We start from the raw sequence: 17,695 nt of genomic DNA on the forward strand, positions 1-17,695 counted from the left end.
AAGCAATCTGATGTTCAATGCTGCTGGAGGCAATGTCGATTTTGGCGAACTGGAACTGATCGACGAGGACGACGACGGCGAAGCGGGCGACCCCTGAACGGTGCGCGACCAGTGCGTCCGGGCTCAGGATCCCGCCACCATGTCTGCCAGCTGGGCGATCAGGCGCGGCCAGTCAACCAGGCGACGGTGACCAATGATATTGAGCCTCGGTAACCCGCGCCCCTCGACAATGTAGAAGCCGCCCGATTCGTGCGGCGCCACGCCGTCGAGATGGCAGATGTTGTTCGACAGCCGACAGGCCAGACCGGCCCGTTCGTAGGGAAACGTTTCGAACATCGGCAGGATGGTGTTCGATACGAGTGCGCCACCGACCGAGCCACCGAGGCTGGAGAGGTTTTCCACGGCACGCTGGCTGATGCGTCTTTGTGGCGCATCGTCATGGGTAAAGAAGCGGGCATCCATGGCCACCGGGCGCCAGTCCAGCAACCGCAGATCGTGCATCCAGCCCGACAGTTCACCTTCCATATGACCGATATCGAATGCGGCGGTTACCTGTGCCAGATCCAGCCGCGTCGCATCAACCTGCGCCGCCAGGGCCGGCAACGTCCCGAAAGGTCGCTCGATGACCAGCTCCCTGAGCGCAATGAGGCCTGAAAACGCCCGGATCTCGATCCCGCCGGTAAAGGCAATGACGCCCGCCTGCAAGACGACCCCTGGAAACTGCCCCGACAGCGTACCGCCAAACTCGGGAAAGCCAAGCAGGCGCGTCAGCGCCGTCAGGTTAAGCGGCTCGACCCGGGCATCCACGGTCAGCACGGGCGCACCGCCGGCGTCCCGCATCGCATCGACGGCATCGATGACAACCGCACCGTCGAGCAGAGGCACCCGCAGCGCCTGCGAAAGCCGCCAGCGGTCACCGGGCCGCTCGGCGATCAGCTCGGCCGGTCCGAACGGCAGCCCCAGCAGCTCCAGCGCATCCCAGGCCAGTGTCGCCGAACCGCCGTCCGTCGACTGATGCCAGCGCAGGTCGGCCATGGTCAGGGCAAAGCGCTCGTCCGGATCGACCACGGAGACATCGTCCAGATCCAGTGCCAGACGCCTCAATTGTCCGTCCTGCCAGATCCCACTGGCTGCTGCTCGGCCGCTGACCGCGAGGTTGTCCAGTCCGTGGCTCGCCACCAGGCCTTCGGCCCAGCGCGGCCAGGCCTGTTCGAGCTGGACATCAAGCCGCTCGACAACGACTTTTGACAGACTCGGTTCGGGTGTGGGCCGGATCTGCGCTGCGGCATCCAGCGCCAGACCGGCCGGATCGCGGAACTGTATCCTCTCGAGTGCCACCATGCCGTCCCGGAAAACCGCCCCGACAAGCTCCATCGACACGACACCGCCGGGCTGGGGCAGATAAAGCGAGCCGGCCAGCAGTTCGCCGGCCGTTTGTTGCAGGCGCACAGCGAACTCGGTCGCCTCGCCGTCAGGTTCGAGCTGCGCGCTCAACTGCATATCCAGGCCGGCCGCGGCCAGCCAGCCATCGCTGCGGTCAAAGCCCGTGTCCGAAAGCACCAGATCGGCATGAACGCCTCCTGCGAGCCATCCGAACTCGCCGTCAACCCGGCCCTCCAGCACGCTCAATCCAAGGGAACGACGCAGCACATCCGGCAGCGCCGAAAGCGACATCTCGCTGAACGTGGCTGTCAGTGACGACGGCGACTGCTCCTGCGGCCATCGGATTTCGATCGACAGGCCGGCAACCGGCGCCAGCTGCAAGCCGTCATCCCGGGCCTCGATGACCAGTTGTCCGCGCACCGGGTCGCCGCCGTCCTCCGCCTGCCACTGCCAGTGGCCGTTGCGGCAGTCGAGCATGCCGTGCGCCAGGCTGCCGTCCGCGCAGTCGACCATCAGGTTGCCAAGGGAGCGGCCTGCGGGCTGCAGCATCAGGCCTTCGACACGGACCTGCCAGCGTTTGTCCACGGGCTCGAACAGCATGCCGATCGACTGCCAGTGAACCGGACCTGCCTGTCCCGGACCGCTTTGGAGATCGAGTCGCGCCGCCTGCACCGGTGCGACGGTCAGGGCCAAGGCAAGCAGACAAAGACTGCCGGCCAGCAAGCGTTGGCTGCAACCAGCGAGCGCGGTATCCTTGCGACATGAACGCGCAGCAATCATCCGGTTTTTCCCTGGAAAACCTGCGGGTGCTGGTGGTCGATGATCATCCGATCAACCGTGAATTCCTCGGCGCGGGGCTGAAAGCCGCAGTCGCCAGCGTGGAGCTGGCCGCCGACGGACCCTCGGCGATCGAGCGCTGTCGACAGTGCGAGTTTGACGTCATCATCCTGGATCTGCACATGCCGCGCATGGACGGACTTGCAACCGCTAACAGCATACGCGATCTGGGTCACCGCTCCGCACACGCGCGCATCGTGGCACTGACCGCCGACACCCGTCCCGAGGAGCGGGCCCGGCTGCTGCAAGCAGGATTCGACGACTATCTCACCAAGCCAATCACGATCCGCGCACTGATCAGCGCCATCGAGCGCTTGTTCCTGCCCGCTTCGGTTGCGAACGCCGTTGAACGCGAGCAGCCAGCCAACACGACCTGTCTGGTCGACCCGGCACGCGCGCTGGCCGCGGCCAATGACGACGAACAGCTTGCCCGGCGGATGCAGACAATGCTGATCGAGGAGCTCGAGGGCAAGCTGCCGCTGCTCGACGGCATGATCGGATGCGCGGACCATCAGGCCGCCGCCGATCTGTTGCACCAGTGGGCCGGTGCCAGCGGTTACGCCGGCGCGACCCGCCTGGCGCAGGCCTGCCGGATGCTGCGTCAGCGACTCCTCGATGGCCTGGACAGCTCGCCAGGCACCGCTTACGTCAACCTGCTGCGAATCGCACACGGAACGATTGGCGCCCTGCGCCGCTGCTCAACGCTGCGCCGACGCGCTATCGATCCGTAGATCGCGCCGCCGTGAGCAAGCGCTTCATTTCGCGAACGGCAGCGTCCAGCCCCACGAATACCGAGCGCGAGACGATCGCGTGCCCGATGTTGAGTTCGGCAATGCCGCTCAGTGCCGCGACCGGCCCGACGTTATGATAATTGAGGCCATGGCCGGCGTTGACGACCAGGCCCAGGCGGCGACCGGCCTCGACTGCCTTGTGCAGCCGTGACAGCTCGGCACCCACGCCTGCACCCCGGGCGTCGGCATACCGGCCGGTGTGCAGTTCAACCACCGGGGCTCCGACCGTCACGGCCGCTTCGAGCTGTTTCAGCTCAGGGTCAATGAACAGGCTGACGCGAATCCCGGCTGACGCGAGGCGTTCGCAGGCCCGGCTGACGCGTTCGGGTTCGGCCGCGACGTCCAGGCCACCCTCGGTCGTCAACTCGGCGCGCCGCTCCGGTACCAGGCAGACATCGGCCGGTCCGATCTGCTCGGCCATCGCCAGCATCTCGTCGGTCACCGCCATCTCCAGATTCATGCGCGTCGCAATCGTCTGGGACAGCAGGCGCACATCGCGATCCTGGATATGACGGCGATCTTCGCGCAGATGAATGGTGATCGCGTCTGCGCCAGCCTGCTCGGCCACCAGCGCTGCGTGCACCACCGAGGGCTCCCGGCCCCGCCGCGCCTGGCGCAGCGTGGCCACGTGGTCGATATTGACGCCCAGCAATACTCCGGTCATGTCTTTCGTCCTTGTCCTGGATTGGGCTCGCCGCGAAACAGTCGCCGCGTTTCAAGCGGCCTTCCACCCAGATGGTAATCAATCAGCTCTCGCATGAACATCCGCGCCTGCCGCATGTCATCGAGGTCGCGCCCCGTGCCGTCGCGCAGCGCCTGGATGACCGCGCCCGAAAACACACTGCGACCCGGCCGGTCGACCCTGATCAGGCCCCCTTCCGGATCCAGTCGATACAGATCCGAGCCGCGGATCTCCGCTCCGCTCACGGCCTCGTATTGCAGATCAGGGGCCACACCGAGCGCGGTCAACAAGTCCAGCTCAAATCGGCGCAGCAGGATCGACTGGGCCTGCTCGCCTGCGGCCAGGGCGCCGATCAGCCGCGAATAGTCATCGTGGATGGCAGTATGCGGATCGTCACGCGGCAGCAGACGCAGCACCAGCTCGTTGGCATACAGTCCACACCACAGCGCACGTCCGGCAAGCACAAGACGCCGGCCGGCCGACTCCAGCGTCACCAGCGTGCCCATTTCACCGCGCCGAGTCCAGGCTGCGCTGAGCGGAGAGAACGGTTCGGCCAGGCCACGCCAGGCCGAACGCGGTGCGCGCGCCCCGCGCGCAACCAACCCGACCCGCCCGGCATCGCGGCCAAGGTACTCGATCAGCAGGCTGGTTTCCCGCCATGGCCGGCGGTGCAGTATCCACCCCGGCTCCTCCTCGATCCGGCTCATGCGCCAAGCATTACACAAACCCCGCCACCGCGTGAACCGCCGATATCTGGACGGTCAGAAACCCAGATCATCAAGCGCACCGTCATCATCGAGCCAACCGGCATGCGTCTTGACGTGCAGCTCCAGGTGGACGCGCTGACCGAGCAGCTCGGCAATTTTTCGCCGCGCCCGGGTGCCGACCCGCTTGAGAACCTGTCCGCCGCGGCCGATCACCATGCCCTTGTGTCGATCGCTGTCGACTAGAATCTGGGCATCGATCTCGAGACGCGAGGGCGCATGCTCGAAGCGTTCGATGATCACGGTCAGGCCATAGGGCAACTCCTGATGCAGCTGCAGCATGAGCTGCTCGCGAATCATCTCTGCGGCCAGAAAGCGCTCGGATCGATCGGTGAACAGGTCGGACTCGAAGATTGGGTCGCCCGCCGGCAACCGCCGAAATACTTCTTCGAGCAACGCATCGAGCCCCTCGCCGCGATGCGCCGACAGGTAGACAACGGCATCGAACTCGATCCGCCCGGTCAGCTGCTCGGTCCGTTCCAGCAACAGCGCCCGGCGATCGAGCAGGTCGATCTTGCTGAAAGCCAGGATGCGCGGCACCTCCAGCCGCTCGACCAGTTCCAGCACCATCTCGTCTTCGTCTGTCAGGCGGCGCGCATCCACAACGACGACGATCACGTCAACCTCGGCCCGCACGTCGGAAGCGGCTCGGTTGAGGCGGCGATTGAGCGCGTGGTCGCGGCGCCGATGCAGACCAGGCGTGTCAACGAAGATCGCCTGCCCTTCACAACGGTTGACAATTCCCGTGATGCGGTGCCGCGTGGTCTGGGGTTTATGCGTGACGATCGCGACCGGCTCGCCGACCAGTGCGTTGAGCAAGGTCGACTTGCCGACATTGGGTCGGCCCAGCAGTGCTACATAACCGGATCGCGGCGACGAGCCCATGCCTCAGCCACCAGGATCGTGGCCGGAGCCGTCGAGATGCTCGAGCAGCACTCGATGCATTTCGCGCGCCGCCCGCTGCTCGGCCTTGCGTCGGCTGCCGGCCTCGGCGCACACCGGCTCTGCCAGGGCATCCACACGGCAGGCGACGCGAAACCGTTTGGCGTGGTCGGCGCCTTGCTCCGAGACCACTTCATAGGTCGGCAGGTCGTGGCCGCGCGCCTGCAGCAACTCCTGCAACCGGGTTTTCGGATCCTTCAGCGCGTCGGCATCCGGTAGCGTCTCGATGCGAGGCTGGAAGATCTCGACAATCACCTGCCTGGCAGCAGCGAATCCTCCGTCGATAAAGACAGCGCCGATCAGCGCTTCGAACACATCGGCGAGAATCGACTCGCGCAGGTAACCGCCACTCTTGAGTTCGCCCGGACCCATGTGCAGATGGTCTCCCAGGCCCAGCTCGCGGGCGATTTCGGCCAGGGTGGAGTCACGCACCAGGCGCGAACGCAGGCGACTGAGGTCACCCTCGTTGGCATGCGGCCGCTGGCTGTAGAGTTGCTCGGCAATGACGAAACTGAGCAGTCCGTCACCGAGAAACTCCAGCCGCTCGTAGTGGCGGCCACCGTGACTTCGATGGGTCAAGGCACGGCGAAGCAGCGATGCATCGGCAAACCGGTAGTCGATACCGGGCAGTCGAGTGATCTCGTCAGTTCCGGAGGGGTTCGGCACGATGAAAGCGCACCACCGCGTCGATATTGCCGATCAGATGGGTTTCGACTTCGTAGCTGACGACCAGCCGAACCCCATCGCCGCGCTCAATGGTTACGTGCTGCGGTTTGACGTAGTCGACGTAGCTGATATCCAGTCGGGTCAGCAGTTCGCGTCGGAGCGTGTTGGGCGGCTTGTTGGCCGAACCCGGCTCCGAGGCAATCGCCTTCATTTCGCTGGTCACCGACATGTGGTTGAGGTAGATCGGTACCAGCTTGATGCCGATGTAGGTGAAAAACAACACCAGCACCAGCAGAAACATGAATCCCAGCAAGCTCAGTCCGCGCTGGTTGGACAATGCCCTCATCGTTGAATTTCCCTCTGGCCCAAGCCCTTGTCAATGAATTCTATCACCGATTCTGCCGAAGTCGATACACCCCCGCGAGCAGTCCCAGTGCATCCAGATACGTACGGCCTTGCCCACCAGGTTTTCTTCGGGCACAAATCCCCAGGCACGGCTGTCAAGCGACTGATCACGATTGTCGCCCATTACAAAATAATGGCCGGCCGGCACGACCACCGAGTCGATGTAGCGATTCGGACGTTCCGGATAAATCACGATTGGATGCGGCTCCTCGGTCAGGTGCTCGAGACGCTTGACCGGTCGCGTGCCCGGCGGATTCCGGTTCAGCCCTTCTCCCAACCATGGCCCGACCCGCTGCTGCTCGACCGGTTCGCCGTTGACGTAGAGCACCTTGTTGCGATACGAAATGGTGTCGCCGGGCAATCCGACCACGCGCTTGATGTAGTTGATTCGCTCGTCTTCGGGAAAACGGAAAACGATAATGTCACCGCGCTGCGGCTCGCCAATGTCGACAATCTTGTTGTTGAGCACCGGCAGGCGCAGACCGTAGGCATACTTGTTGACGACGATGAAATCGCCGATCCACAGTGTCGGAATCATTGATCCGGAAGGGATCTTGAACGGCTCGAACAGAAAGGACCGGAACACCAGCACCAGCAGCAGCACCGGAAACAGCGATCCGACCAGCTCGACCGTCTTGCGAATGTTTGAACTCGTATCGGAGGCGTCTTCGCCGCGCCGTTTTCGCCACAGCCGCTCAAGCAGCCAGAACAGACCGGCGACCAGCGTGAGCACGGTCAGGATCAGAGCGAAATCCAGATTCATCGTTGTTATTTCTCCTGGTCGGTTCGCAGTACCGCCAGAAAGGCTTCCTGCGGGATTTCAATCTTGCCGACCTGCTTCATTCGGCGCTTGCCGGCCTTCTGCTTTTCCAGCAACTTGCGCTTGCGGGTGACATCACCGCCATAGCATTTGGCGGTGACGTTTTTTCGATAGGCCTTGACCGTCGAGCGGGCCACGATGTGTGAGCCGATGGCCGCCTGAATGGCAATATCGAACATCTGTCGCGGAATCAGCTCGCGCATGCGCTCGGCCAGCTCCCGACCGCGCCGCTCAGCCTGATCGCGGTGCACGATGGTCGACAGGGCATCGACCCGTTCGCCGTTGATCAGCAGATCCAGCCGAACGAAAGGCCCGGCCTGGTAGCGAAGGAAATCATACTCGAAAGAGGCAAACCCGCGGCTGACCGACTTGAGTCGATCGAAGAAATCCATCACCACTTCTGACAACGGCAGCTCGTAGCTCAGCTGGACCTGACCACCGAGAAAGCGCATATCGCGCTGGGCGCCCCGCTTTTCCTCGCACAGGCCGATCACGTTGCCGACATACTCCTGGGGCACGAGGATATTGGCCATGATGATCGGCTCTCGAACCTCGGCAATCTGATTGACCGGCGGCAGGCTGGAGGGATTGTCCAGCGGCCGGATCTCGCCATCGGTCATGGCCAGTTCGTAGATCACCGTCGGTGCGGTCGTGATCAGGTCGAGATCGTACTCCCGCTCAAGGCGCTCCTGCACGATTTCCATATGCAGCATGCCCAGAAAGCCGCACCGGAACCCGAACCCCAGGGCCATGGACGTTTCCGGCTCGAACTGCAGCGCCGAGTCGTTGAGCTGGAGTTTGTCGAGCGCTTCGCGCAAGTCCGGGTAGTCCGAGGAATCAACCGGAAAGATGCCGGCAAACACGCGTGGCTTGAGCGGCTTGAAGCCGGGCAGTGGCTGCTCGGTTGGCGACTTCAGGCTGGTGATCGTGTCGCCCACCGGCGCGCCATGAACCTCCTTGATGCCGGCGGCAATGAAACCGACCTGGCCGCAATGAAGCGTCGGGGACGGTGTGCGCTTGGGGGTGAAGATGCCGATCTGGTCGGCCTGATACTCCTCGCCGGTCGACATCACGAAGATCTTCTCGCCGCGCCGCAGCTTTCCCTGCTTGATGCGGACCAGCGAATTGACTCCAAGATAGTTGTCGAACCAGGAGTCGATGATCAGCGCCTTGAGCGGGCCCTCGCTGCGGTCTTCCGGAGGCGGGATCCGCCGCACGAGGGCTTCGAGCGTCTCACGGACGCCCTCACCGGTTTTGGCGCTGACCAGCAGGGCCTCGGATGCGTCAATCCCGATGATGTCCTCGATCTGGTGGCGTACACGATCGGCATCCGCCGCGGGCAGATCGATCTTGTTGATCACGGGAATCACTTCCAGACCCTGCTCGACCGCCGTATAGCAGTTGGCGACACTCTGGGCCTCGACCCCCTGGGCGGCATCGACGACCAGCAGCGCTCCTTCGCAGGCCGACAGGGAACGCGACACCTCATAGGAAAAGTCGACGTGACCCGGTGTGTCGATGAAATTGAGCTGGTAGGTCTGTCCGTTATCGGCAACGTAGTCCAGGGTGACCGACTGAGCCTTGATGGTAATGCCACGCTCACGCTCCAGCTCCATTGAATCGAGCACCTGCTCGGCCATCTCCCGGTTGCTCAACCCGCCGCAGACCTGAATGAACCGGTCGGCCAGCGTCGACTTGCCGTGATCAACATGGGCAATGATCGAGAAATTTCGGATTCGCTGGATTTCGGTCATCGGACAGCGGCCAACGCCCCCGGCCGGGGCCGGGGGCGTATTACAAAAGCGGGGATTATACCGGCCATTGGCCGGCCAGCGTCACTCCGCCGGCTCCTGCTCGGGCCGATAGGCAACAAACGAGGTGTTGCCGCCGCGCGCCTGCAACAGCAGCGCCACGGAACGATCGGGTGGCAAGGAATCAACAATACGTCCGAAATCCTCAATGCCGGCGACCGGCTCGTTGTTGATCATCAGGATCACCTGGCCGCGCCGCACGCCGGCACGATAGGCGTTGTCGCTCTCGACCTCGGTAATAAGCACGCCGCCGTCCGGATTGCCAAACTGTCGGCGCAGATCCCCGTCGAGCGGCTCGACGACCAGACCGAGCGCGTTGCTGGGAACCACCGGACCGCCTTCACCGCCCTGCCGGGCGATTGCTTCATCGTCGCGCTCGCCGAGCTCGACGGTCACCGTCTTGCGCTCACCCCAGCGCCACAGCTCGAGCTCGACCTCAGTGCCCGGACGCTGCATCCCGACCAGCGGCGGGAGCTCCGAAAAACGCTCGATCGGGCGCGAGTTGAAGGCCAGGATGACATCGCCGACCTGCAGCCCGGCCGCTTCGGCCGGGGTCCCCGGGGCCACATCGTTGATGAGGGCCCCGCTGGGCCGGTCCAGGCCGAGCGCATCGGCCTTGTCACGATCGATTTCCTCGAGCACGACGCCGAGAAATCCGCGCGAGACCTTGCCGTGCTCGAGCAGCTGCTCGACAGAATTCCTGGCAATCTCGCTCGGAATCGAGAACGACAGGCCAATATTGCCGCCGTGTGAGCTGAGAATCCAGGAATTGATGCCAACAACCGAACCATCGGTGCGGATCAAGGGCCCGCCGGAATTGCCGCGATTGATGGCGACATCGGACTGAATGAACGGCACATACTGCTGTTGTGCACCCTGTGTGCGACCGGTTGCGCTGACAATTCCGGCCGTTACCGATTGCTCGAACTGAAACGGTGAGCCGATGGCGATCACCCACTCGCCCGGCCTGACCGAACTGGAGTCGCCGAACTCCAGCGTCGGCAGATCGTCGGCCGGTATCCGCAACAGCGCAATATCGGTTTCCGGGTCCGATCCGATCAGCTCGGCTTCGAACTCCCGCCGATCAACCAGTCGCACCAGGATCTCGTCGGCGCCTTCGATCACGTGGTGATTGGTGATCACCAGGCCATCGGAATCGATGATAAAACCGGAGCCGCCACCACGCCGGTCCGGTCGACCGCGCGGCATACCGTCGCCGAATGGCTGCTCGAAAAAGCGGCGAAAGAACTCCGGCATATCCTCCGGCAGCTGGCTTTCACTGCCAGAAGCATCATCCGGTCGCTCGCCGAACCGAGCGGTCTCGATGTTAACCACTGCCGGAATCGACTGTTCGACCAGGTCGGTGAAATCCCCGCGCGCGGCATCGGCCGCCTGGCAGACCAGCACCAGCGCAGTGGCCAGGGCAAACAAGGTTTTGTTGAGCATAGTGACTCCATTCATTGCGGATCAGGACTTCTGCAAGAGGTGGTGTCGACAGCCTCACAGGACAAGTGTTCAATCGCCGGCCTCGCCGTTGGACAGGCGAGTCCGGCCAGCCACCAGGCAACCGCCGAGGCCAGGAGCGCCGCACCCAGTGCGGCCGGGTCCCGCCACGTGCTGTCTGCCAGCATGTGGTGCGCCAGCCCGGCACCGAGCAGAAAGGCGACCAGCGGCAGCCCGTAGACTCGCAGCGCCGCCCGCACAAGAAACGTCGTGTCGAAGCCGACCCGCACCCAGTCGCCAACCCGCACCGAATCCCCGGCGGCGACCTCGACGATCGGGGCACTCGACCCCAGCCAGGCACCAAACAACCCGCCGCCGCAGCCGCGGCCCTGGCGACAGCGCCGGCAGGCTTCCGGCGAAGCAAATTGGAGCGTGAGATAACCGGCCCGAGACCCCGTAACCCGCGCCTTCTGCCAGATACGCGATGTCACGGTCGCGGGGTTCGCTCAACGGCGCAAACGAGCGCCCGCGCCCCCGCTGCGACGCAGCTGGCGGCCAACGAAATCAACCGTTGCAGCGGGCACCTTGCCGACAACGGTGAACTGATAGCCACCGGACTGAGCAGAATAGACGTGAATCGGCCCGACCGTGTCAATTCGGCCGGACAGCGCTGCGTCATCGGCACGCTCGATGTAGATCGAGAAACTGGCCAGGCCGTCGCTGTAGAGCAGATGCTCGAACTCCACGCTGCTCTCGCTCTGGCCCTGACCGGCGCGGATCAGGCGATAGCCGCCCGGCACGCGCGGGCGCGCCGCCATGCGCCCCGCCGCGCTGATCACTGATCGCTCCCGGGCCTGCTGTGACTGTATGGCCAGGCTGTGCAGGGTGCCGTCAAGCTCGGGCTCCAGCTCGGCATCGCTGATTGGCACCCCGAGCTCGATTTCGGTAAACGAAAACTGCTGGAGATGGTTGCCGTGGCGATCGATCACCGCATAGCGCAGCAGCATACCGGTCTGCTCTTCCAGCCAGACCCGCGATCCGTAACGATAGGCATCGCGCGGCTCGATCTCGATTTCCCGAGTCATCATGCCGGCGACCCGCTGACGACCCCCGAGACGCATGCGATAGGCCGAATCCGGCCCGATCAGGCGACTGACCGGCAGGCTCGGCAGCAAGCGCCCCGACAGCTGGCTTTCCAGCAGCAGCGGCTGGTCTCCGGGCAGCACACAGCGTACGCTGTTACCGTTGCGAAGCACCTCCCGGGGCGGACCGTCAATGGAATAGATACGCTCCCGAACGCCATCCTGGTCAGCACGATGAATGACGCGCAGCGTATCGACATGCCCCTGGCGGACATGAACCAGCGTGCCGCGGTAGTTGAGGGTCTCGACCGCCCGTGACATGCGGTCGAGCCAGTGCTGAACGCTGTCTTCCGACGCGGCCGCGGCCGGCATCGCCAACACCAGGCCGGCCAGCAGCGGACCCAGGCCTGTCGACAGCGGACTAGCGGGACTCAACCGCATCGACAGGAGACTCCTCGGCCACATCGTTGTCGTTCGCTCCCGCCTCGGCCATCTCGGTGACCAGCGGCACATAGGCAACGAAGCCGGCACCGCCCGCTGCCTGATGATGGCGCAGCACATAGCCGCCAATTCGCTGACGCACGTCAGCCGGCTGCTCCGAGTAGCTGACCGGTACAGCCGACTGGTTGAACGACCGGTCCAGCGAGGTCGGCTGACTGACAAAACCCGGCCCGGACTGCGTGGAGCGATCCGCCTCCTGTTCAAGCATCGTGGAGTTGATGCCGACAATGGCCATTAGCGCAACGCTGGCCGCGATAACGCTGCCGGCAACCGGCCGCAGCCATCGCCCGGAGCGGCCGGGGGATGCTTCCAGCGCCTCCCCGTCCAGGGCCGAGGAGACGCGTTCGGACAGATCGGCCGTGGCGAAGTTTTCCTGATGCAGACAGGCCCGCACCAGATGAAAGCGCTGCCAGGTCGCCTTCATTTCAGCGTCATCAGCCAGCCGACGCAGCAAGAATCGACGCGCACTGCGGTCAAGTTCTCCGTCCATCAGACAGGACAGGTATTCCCGATTGGATTCAGTCATGCCATTCCATTCAATTCACTGATTGTCTAGCAGCGGGCGCAGCCGCGTATCAATCGCTTCGCGCGCCCTGAAAATTCGCGAGCGAACCGTACCGATGGGACAATCCATGGTGGTCGCGATCTCTTCGTAACTCATGCCTTCCATCTCGCGCAGCGTGATGGCAATTCGCAGATCCTCCGGCAGGTCGGCGATGGCCTCGTGAATCGTGCGCTCGATTTCCTCCTTGAGCAATTCATGCTCCGGCGAGTCCTGCTCCTTGAGACGCGTGTCGACCTGGAATTGTTCCGCATCCTGAGCATCAACGTCCGACAGCGGCGGCCGCCGGTTCTGCGCAACGAGGTGATTCTTCGCTGTATTGATGGCAATCCGGTACAGCCAGGTGTAAAAAGCGCTGTCACCCCGAAATCGCTGCATGGCGCGATAGGCCTTGATGAAAGCCTCCTGGGCAACGTCCATCGCTTCGGCGTGGTCGGACACGTAGCGGGAGATAAGGCTGACGATCTTGTGCTGATACTTGCCAACCAGCACATCGAAAGCCTTCTTGTCTCCATTCTGGACACGCTCTACCAGTTCTTGGTCAATTTCCCGTTCGCCCATCAGGGCCGTTCCCGTCCTTGGATCAGGGCGGCCGGGCACGCACTGAAAGAGACCGCGTCCCGGCCGGATAGTTTCGTGAAATCAATCAGGATGTTCCGGCAAGAGAATATCACGCCCGCTGCCGCCGCGGTGATCGCAACGATGCGATAATAGTCTGTTTTAAACTGCGCACAGAGCAAGGGAGAAATCACCATGAATGATCATCAGAGCCTGCTTGAAAGTCTCGGACTGTCCAGCCTCAATCCGGGCGCCTGTTTTGGCCCGGGGCAGTGGTCGGAAACCCGCGAGGAGCATGTTGTCGAGTCGATCAACCCGACAACCGGCCGGGTCATCGCGCGGGTCAGCGGCGCCAGCAATGCCGATTACGAGAAGGTGATTGGAACGGCGCTGGAAGCCGCCGAGGCCTGGAAGATGGTGCCGGCACCGGCGAGGGGCGATGCCGTTCGGCGGGTGACGCAGGCGCTGCGCGACTACAAAGATCCGCTCGGCTCGCTGGTTGCGCTGGAGATGGGCAAGATCAAGGCCGAGGGCGACGGCGAGGTCCAGGAGATGATCGACATCGGCGATTTCGCGGTTGGCCAGTCGCGCATGCTCTACGGCAAGACCATGCATTCCGAGCGCCCCGGGCACCGCATGTACGAGCAGTGGCACCCCCTGGGCCTGGTGGGGGTAGTGACCGCATTCAACTTTCCCGTCGCCGTATGGGCCTGGAACGCCCTGCTGTCGGCAATCTGCGGCAATGCGACGGTGTGGAAACCATCGCCGAAAGGGGTGCTGTGCTGCGCCGCGGTTCAGAACATCGTCAACGAAGCCCTGGCTGACACCGATGTGCCGCCTGTCTTTACCTCGTTCATGGAACCCGGCCACGAGCTGGCGCAACGCTTCGTCGACGATGAACGCGTGGATCTGATGTCGTTTACCGGCTCGTGCCAGATCGGGCGTCAGGTCGGGGAACGGGTCGCGGCCCGCATGGGAAAGAGCCTGCTGGAGCTGGGCGGAAACAACGCCATCGTTCTCGACGAAACGGCCGATCTGGACCTGGCTGTGCCGGCCATCGTGTTCGGGGCAGTCGGTACCGCAGGACAGCGCTGCACGACCACTCGCCGCCTGATCGTCCATGAATCGATCGAGGATCAGGTCACGGAGGTGCTGGTCAAGGCCTACCAGCAGGTCCGAATCGGCGATCCGCTCGATCCTGACACCCTGATGGGACCGTTGACCGACGAGAATGCCGTCCGGCGTTTCGAGCAGGCCGTGGCCCGCGCCCGCGAAGCCGGGGGCAAGGTGCTGACCGGCGGCAAACGAATCGAGCGTGAAGGGTTTTTCGTCGAGCCAACCATCATCAAGGCCGAGAACGAGTGGGAGATCGTGCAGGAAGAGACCTTCGCGCCGATTCTCTACGTGATTGCCTACAGGACTCTTGAGGAAGCAATGGAAAAGCACAACCACGTCAGGCAGGGTCTGTCGTCCTCCATCTTTACGACCGACCTGAGAAACGCCGAGTACTTTCTGTCACATCGGGGCTCGGACTGCGGTATCGCCAACGTCAACATCGGGACCTCGGGGGCGGAAATCGGCGGCGCTTTCGGCGGCGAGAAGGAAACCGGAGGCGGTCGCGAATCCGGTTCGGATGCCTGGCAGGCCTACATGCGCCGACAGACCAACACCATCAACTGGTCGCGTGAACTGCCGCTGGCCCAGGGCATCAAATTCGATCTGTGAGTGACAGGTTCACGGTTTACGGGCGGACTGTGGCAGACGCGCGAAAGCCGCTTTGCCCTGAACCGTAAACCGTAAATCGCCGTCATGTATCAATGGCTCCGCAACGGCCTGTTTCTCCTTCCCCCGGAGACCGCCCACGACATCGCCCTGAATGCGCTGTCGGCCGGACGGCTTGTTGGCCTGCCGCGGCTGCTGGCCGGCTGCCCGCCGACCGTGCCGGTCGAGGTGCTGGGCCTGAGCTTTGCCAATCCGGTCGGGCTGGCAGCCGGCCTGGACAAGAACGGCGACTACATTGATGCACTGGGCCAGCTCGGCTTCGGTTTTGTCGAGGTCGGCACGGTCACCCCGCAGCCGCAGCCCGGAAACCCGAAACCGCGGCTCTTCCGGCTGCCCGAACACCAGGCCCTGATCAACCGCCTGGGTTTTAACAACAAGGGCGTCGACCACCTGGTCGAACGCCTGCAGCAGCGCCGTTTCGAAGGAATCGTCGGCGCCAACATCGGCAAGCAGAAAGACACGCCAGTCGACAAAGCAGTCGATGATTACCGCTACTGCCTGGAGCGGGTGTTTCCGTATTGCGACTACATCACCGTCAACATCTCCTCACCGAACACGGCCGACCTGCGTGATCTGCAGAACACCGGACCGCTGACCGAGCTGCTGGCCGAACTGACCGGCTTGCGTGACCGGCTGGTCGATGAGCATGACGTTCGCCGGCCGTTGCTGATCAAGATTGCGCCCGACTGGGAGCCAGGGGGGCTGGAGGCGACTCTCGAGGTGGTCGCCGACTCGGGCATCGATGGCCTGATCGCCACCAACACCACCCTGGATCGGTCGGCCGTTGCGGATCACCGCCACGCCGGCGAAGCCGGAGGCCTGAGCGGTGCGCCGGTCAAGGCGGCTGCCGACCATGCGCTGGCTGTGGCCCGAACGGTGCTGGGCCCGGACTTTCCGCTCATTGGGCTGGGCGGCATCACCTCGGGACAGGACGCCGCCGACAAGCGGCGAGCCGGGGCTGACCTGGTGCAGATCTACACCGGGTTCATCTATCGCGGCCCGACGCTGATTGCCGAGTGCCTCCGTGCCTGGGATGCCCCGGATGAAGCGGGCTGAAACCCACCGCTTGGCGGACCTGTCGTCGCTGAGCACCTTCCGACTGCCGGCACGCGCGGCAGAACTGATCGTTCTGGACTCGCCCGAACAACTCAACGCCATGCCCCCGGCGGACAGCCAAGACCTGGTGCTCGGCGGCGGTTCGAATACGGTCTTTCTCGGTGACTTTGCCGGCCGCGTGATCCTCAACCGCCTCTCGGGCGTGTCCTTTGAATCCAGTGGCGACGATGTGCTGGTCACCGCGGCGGCCGGCGAGAACTGGCACGGGCTGGTGCGCCGCTGCATCGAACGCGGCTTGCACGGACTGGAAAACCTGGTCATGATTCCGGGCTCGGTCGGAGCGGCGCCAATGCAGAACATCGGCGCCTACGGCGTGGAACTGGCCGACGTGTTCGAGCGCCTCAGCGCGTGGGACCGGCAGGAACGGCGCCTTGTCAGCCTCGCGCCTGGCGACTGCGCCTTCAACTACCGCGACAGCCGTTTCAGGTCAGCTGAACCGGGCCGGTTTCTGATCACTTCGGTTACTTTGCGTCTGTCGACACGCTTCCGACCCGATACCCGTTACGCCAGCCTGGCCAGGGCTCTCGACTGTGCCGGCATCCGGCAGCCCAGCGCCCGCCAGCTGGCCGCGGCCGTGATGCGTCTGCGCCGCCATCGGCTCCCCGATCCGGCGCGACTGCCCAATGCCGGCAGTTTTTTCAGAAACCCGGTTGTCACGGCCGTTCAGGCGAGCGAACTGCTGCGCCAGTTCCCCACCTTGCCACACTGGTCGACGCAGGATGGAAGCGTCAAGCTCGCTGCGGCCTGGATGATCGAAAGGCTGGGCTTTCGCGGCCGGCGCGTCGGTGACGCCGGCGTCTACCACCGGCATGCGCTGGTTCTGGTCAACCACGGTCGCGCCACCGCCCGGCAACTGGTCGGTCTGGTCGACGAGATCACAACTGCGGTGCGCAATGAATTCGGCATCGAACTGGACCCCGAACCACAGCTGATCGGCTCACTGCAGGCCTGATCGCCGCGGCTTGCCTCAGCACCCCGAACCGGGACCGGAAGACCGGACGGGCCGGGTTTGACGCCCCGCAGCGAATTCGTGCAACATTCCCGGTGAGAATCTCCAGCCCGAGTGGACGCCATGAATACCTGCCCGCGTGCCGGCCGGCGGCCACACCGCCGAGGGCGCAGGCGGCTCGATCTTCGCCAGGCTGGGTCCATTCCAGTTCGGCGACGGCAGCCGGATCTACTCGGTAGACTGGCCGGACCGGCTGGGCAGCGCCAACCGCTCGATGATTGCCCTGCGCTCGAGTTCTTTGCCACACCCACCGGATTGCCGGCACAGCTGTTCTCCGACCGCTTCGAGTCAGTGACTGGCTGCGACGCGGCGTCTGACCTGGCCGCCGACTGCGGCTAGTGGGCCATGCGGCTAATTAGGTAACACTCAGCCGTCGCACAAGCGTTGTAGGCAAGGCGCGCGAGCGCAGGACTGGCCATCGCCAATTCAAGCGAGCGGAACGCAGCCCACAGCGCTTGTGCGGCAGCCCTTCGGGAGCCACTGTGCTGGCGCGACTCGGCGTTGCGTTTCTTGGAAAGGGACCAACCATTCCCTGCGAAAC

General features: G+C 63.9%; 17 protein-coding genes. 4 read left to right on the forward strand and 13 right to left on the reverse strand.

Annotated features, from left to right (window positions below; all coding sequences use genetic code 11):
• Positions 1-123: 123 nt before the first annotated feature.
• A complete protein-coding gene (locus HND55_11995) occupies positions 124-2,163 on the reverse strand; it encodes a hypothetical protein (GenBank protein ID QKK03313.1) in 2,040 nt (679 codons plus the stop codon).
• Between HND55_11995 and HND55_12000 the strand changes: the two genes are divergently transcribed.
• A complete protein-coding gene (locus tag HND55_12000) occupies positions 2,145-2,951 on the forward strand; it encodes a response regulator (protein ID QKK03314.1) in 807 nt (268 codons plus the stop codon). The genes HND55_11995 and HND55_12000 overlap by 19 nt on opposite strands.
• On the opposite strand, the gene pdxJ is transcribed toward HND55_12000, so the two are convergent.
• The 12 genes from pdxJ to rpoE all read right to left on the reverse strand — a co-directional run bounded on the left by pdxJ (position 2,938) and on the right by rpoE (position 13,250).
• Complete coding sequence (gene pdxJ, locus HND55_12005) at positions 2,938-3,675, reverse strand: pyridoxine 5'-phosphate synthase (GenBank protein ID QKK03315.1); 738 nt, start codon at positions 3,673-3,675, stop codon at positions 2,938-2,940. The two genes, HND55_12000 and pdxJ, sit on opposite strands and share 14 nt — an antisense overlap.
• Entirely contained in the window at positions 3,672-4,400 is a 729-nt protein-coding gene (recO, locus tag HND55_12010) for a DNA repair protein RecO (protein QKK03316.1), read from the reverse strand. The genes pdxJ and recO overlap by 4 nt, the downstream gene beginning before the upstream one ends.
• Positions 4,401-4,454: 54 nt before the next feature.
• Positions 4,455-5,342: a GTPase Era gene (gene era / locus HND55_12015; protein QKK03317.1), complete on the reverse strand. Its 888-nt coding sequence runs from the start codon at positions 5,340-5,342 to the stop codon at positions 4,455-4,457.
• A gap of 3 nt (positions 5,343-5,345) precedes the next feature.
• On the reverse strand, positions 5,346-6,038 hold the full coding sequence (gene rnc, locus HND55_12020) for a ribonuclease III (GenBank protein QKK04096.1): 693 nt from the start codon (positions 6,036-6,038) through the stop codon (positions 5,346-5,348).
• Between the two features lie 4 nt (positions 6,039-6,042).
• Positions 6,043-6,411, reverse strand: a complete 369-nt coding sequence (locus tag HND55_12025; GenBank protein QKK03318.1) for a DUF4845 domain-containing protein — start codon at positions 6,409-6,411, stop codon at positions 6,043-6,045.
• Between the two features lie 30 nt (positions 6,412-6,441).
• A complete protein-coding gene (gene lepB / locus HND55_12030; GenBank protein QKK03319.1) occupies positions 6,442-7,233 on the reverse strand; it encodes a signal peptidase I in 792 nt (263 codons plus the stop codon).
• Positions 7,234-7,238: 5 nt separating this feature from the next.
• Positions 7,239-9,044, reverse strand: a complete 1,806-nt coding sequence (gene lepA / locus HND55_12035) for an elongation factor 4 (protein ID QKK03320.1) — start codon at positions 9,042-9,044, stop codon at positions 7,239-7,241.
• Positions 9,045-9,125: 81 nt separating this feature from the next.
• Positions 9,126-10,547, reverse strand: coding sequence for a DegQ family serine endoprotease (locus HND55_12040; GenBank protein QKK03321.1), 1,422 nt, complete (start codon positions 10,545-10,547; stop codon positions 9,126-9,128).
• Between the two features lie 11 nt (positions 10,548-10,558).
• Entirely contained in the window at positions 10,559-11,035 is a 477-nt protein-coding gene (locus HND55_12045) for a SoxR reducing system RseC family protein (protein QKK03322.1), read from the reverse strand.
• 15 nt (positions 11,036-11,050) lie between these two features.
• The gene (locus HND55_12050; GenBank protein ID QKK03323.1) at positions 11,051-12,067 is read right to left on the reverse strand and encodes a hypothetical protein; all 1,017 of its coding nucleotides are present in this window, start codon (positions 12,065-12,067) and stop codon (positions 11,051-11,053) included.
• Positions 12,048-12,653 (reverse strand): hypothetical protein, encoded by a 606-nt coding sequence (locus HND55_12055; protein QKK03324.1) that lies wholly within the window; start codon positions 12,651-12,653, stop codon positions 12,048-12,050. Before HND55_12055 ends, HND55_12050 begins: the two co-directional genes overlap by 20 nt.
• Positions 12,654-12,668: 15 nt before the next feature.
• Entirely contained in the window at positions 12,669-13,250 is a 582-nt protein-coding gene (gene rpoE, locus HND55_12060) for an RNA polymerase sigma factor RpoE (protein QKK03325.1), read from the reverse strand.
• 192 nt (positions 13,251-13,442) lie between these two features.
• Here rpoE and HND55_12065 point away from each other — a divergent pair, with 192 nt between their 5' ends.
• The 3 genes from HND55_12065 (at position 13,443) to murB (ending at position 17,097) form a co-directional block, all read left to right on the forward strand.
• A complete protein-coding gene (locus HND55_12065) occupies positions 13,443-14,972 on the forward strand; it encodes an aldehyde dehydrogenase family protein (protein QKK03326.1) in 1,530 nt (509 codons plus the stop codon).
• Between the two features lie 84 nt (positions 14,973-15,056).
• A complete protein-coding gene (locus tag HND55_12070) occupies positions 15,057-16,085 on the forward strand; it encodes a quinone-dependent dihydroorotate dehydrogenase (GenBank protein QKK03327.1) in 1,029 nt (342 codons plus the stop codon).
• A complete protein-coding gene (murB, locus tag HND55_12075) occupies positions 16,072-17,097 on the forward strand; it encodes a UDP-N-acetylmuramate dehydrogenase (protein QKK03328.1) in 1,026 nt (341 codons plus the stop codon). Before HND55_12070 ends, murB begins: the two co-directional genes overlap by 14 nt.
• Positions 17,098-17,695 lie beyond the last annotated feature (598 nt).

The sequence above is a fragment of the Pseudomonadota bacterium genome, from assembly GCA_013285445.1.
In the GTDB taxonomy this organism is placed as follows: domain Bacteria; phylum Pseudomonadota; class Gammaproteobacteria; order Xanthomonadales; family Wenzhouxiangellaceae; genus Wenzhouxiangella.

What these genes read in the sequence shown, in the direction of transcription:
- HND55_12000 (QKK03314.1), top strand. Translation starts at nt 2,145, where the DNA reads ATGAACGCGCAGCAATCATCCGGTTTTTCCCTGGAAAACCTGCGGGTG.
- HND55_11995 (QKK03313.1), bottom strand. Translation starts at nt 2,163, where the DNA reads ATGATTGCTGCGCGTTCATGTCGCAAGGATACCGCGCTCGCTGGTTGC.
- pdxJ (QKK03315.1), bottom strand. Translation starts at nt 3,675, where the DNA reads ATGACCGGAGTATTGCTGGGCGTCAATATCGACCACGTGGCCACGCTG.
- recO (QKK03316.1), bottom strand. Translation starts at nt 4,400, where the DNA reads ATGAGCCGGATCGAGGAGGAGCCGGGGTGGATACTGCACCGCCGGCCA.
- era (QKK03317.1), bottom strand. Translation starts at nt 5,342, where the DNA reads ATGGGCTCGTCGCCGCGATCCGGTTATGTAGCACTGCTGGGCCGACCC.
- HND55_12025 (QKK03318.1), bottom strand. Translation starts at nt 6,411, where the DNA reads ATGAGGGCATTGTCCAACCAGCGCGGACTGAGCTTGCTGGGATTCATG.
- lepB (QKK03319.1), bottom strand. Translation starts at nt 7,233, where the DNA reads ATGAATCTGGATTTCGCTCTGATCCTGACCGTGCTCACGCTGGTCGCC.
- lepA (QKK03320.1), bottom strand. Translation starts at nt 9,044, where the DNA reads ATGACCGAAATCCAGCGAATCCGAAATTTCTCGATCATTGCCCATGTT.
- HND55_12040 (QKK03321.1), bottom strand. Translation starts at nt 10,547, where the DNA reads ATGCTCAACAAAACCTTGTTTGCCCTGGCCACTGCGCTGGTGCTGGTC.
- HND55_12050 (QKK03323.1), bottom strand. Translation starts at nt 12,067, where the DNA reads ATGCGGTTGAGTCCCGCTAGTCCGCTGTCGACAGGCCTGGGTCCGCTG.
- HND55_12055 (QKK03324.1), bottom strand. Translation starts at nt 12,653, where the DNA reads ATGACTGAATCCAATCGGGAATACCTGTCCTGTCTGATGGACGGAGAA.
- rpoE (QKK03325.1), bottom strand. Translation starts at nt 13,250, where the DNA reads ATGGGCGAACGGGAAATTGACCAAGAACTGGTAGAGCGTGTCCAGAAT.
- HND55_12065 (QKK03326.1), top strand. Translation starts at nt 13,443, where the DNA reads ATGAATGATCATCAGAGCCTGCTTGAAAGTCTCGGACTGTCCAGCCTC.
- HND55_12070 (QKK03327.1), top strand. Translation starts at nt 15,057, where the DNA reads ATGTATCAATGGCTCCGCAACGGCCTGTTTCTCCTTCCCCCGGAGACC.
- murB (QKK03328.1), top strand. Translation starts at nt 16,072, where the DNA reads ATGAAGCGGGCTGAAACCCACCGCTTGGCGGACCTGTCGTCGCTGAGC.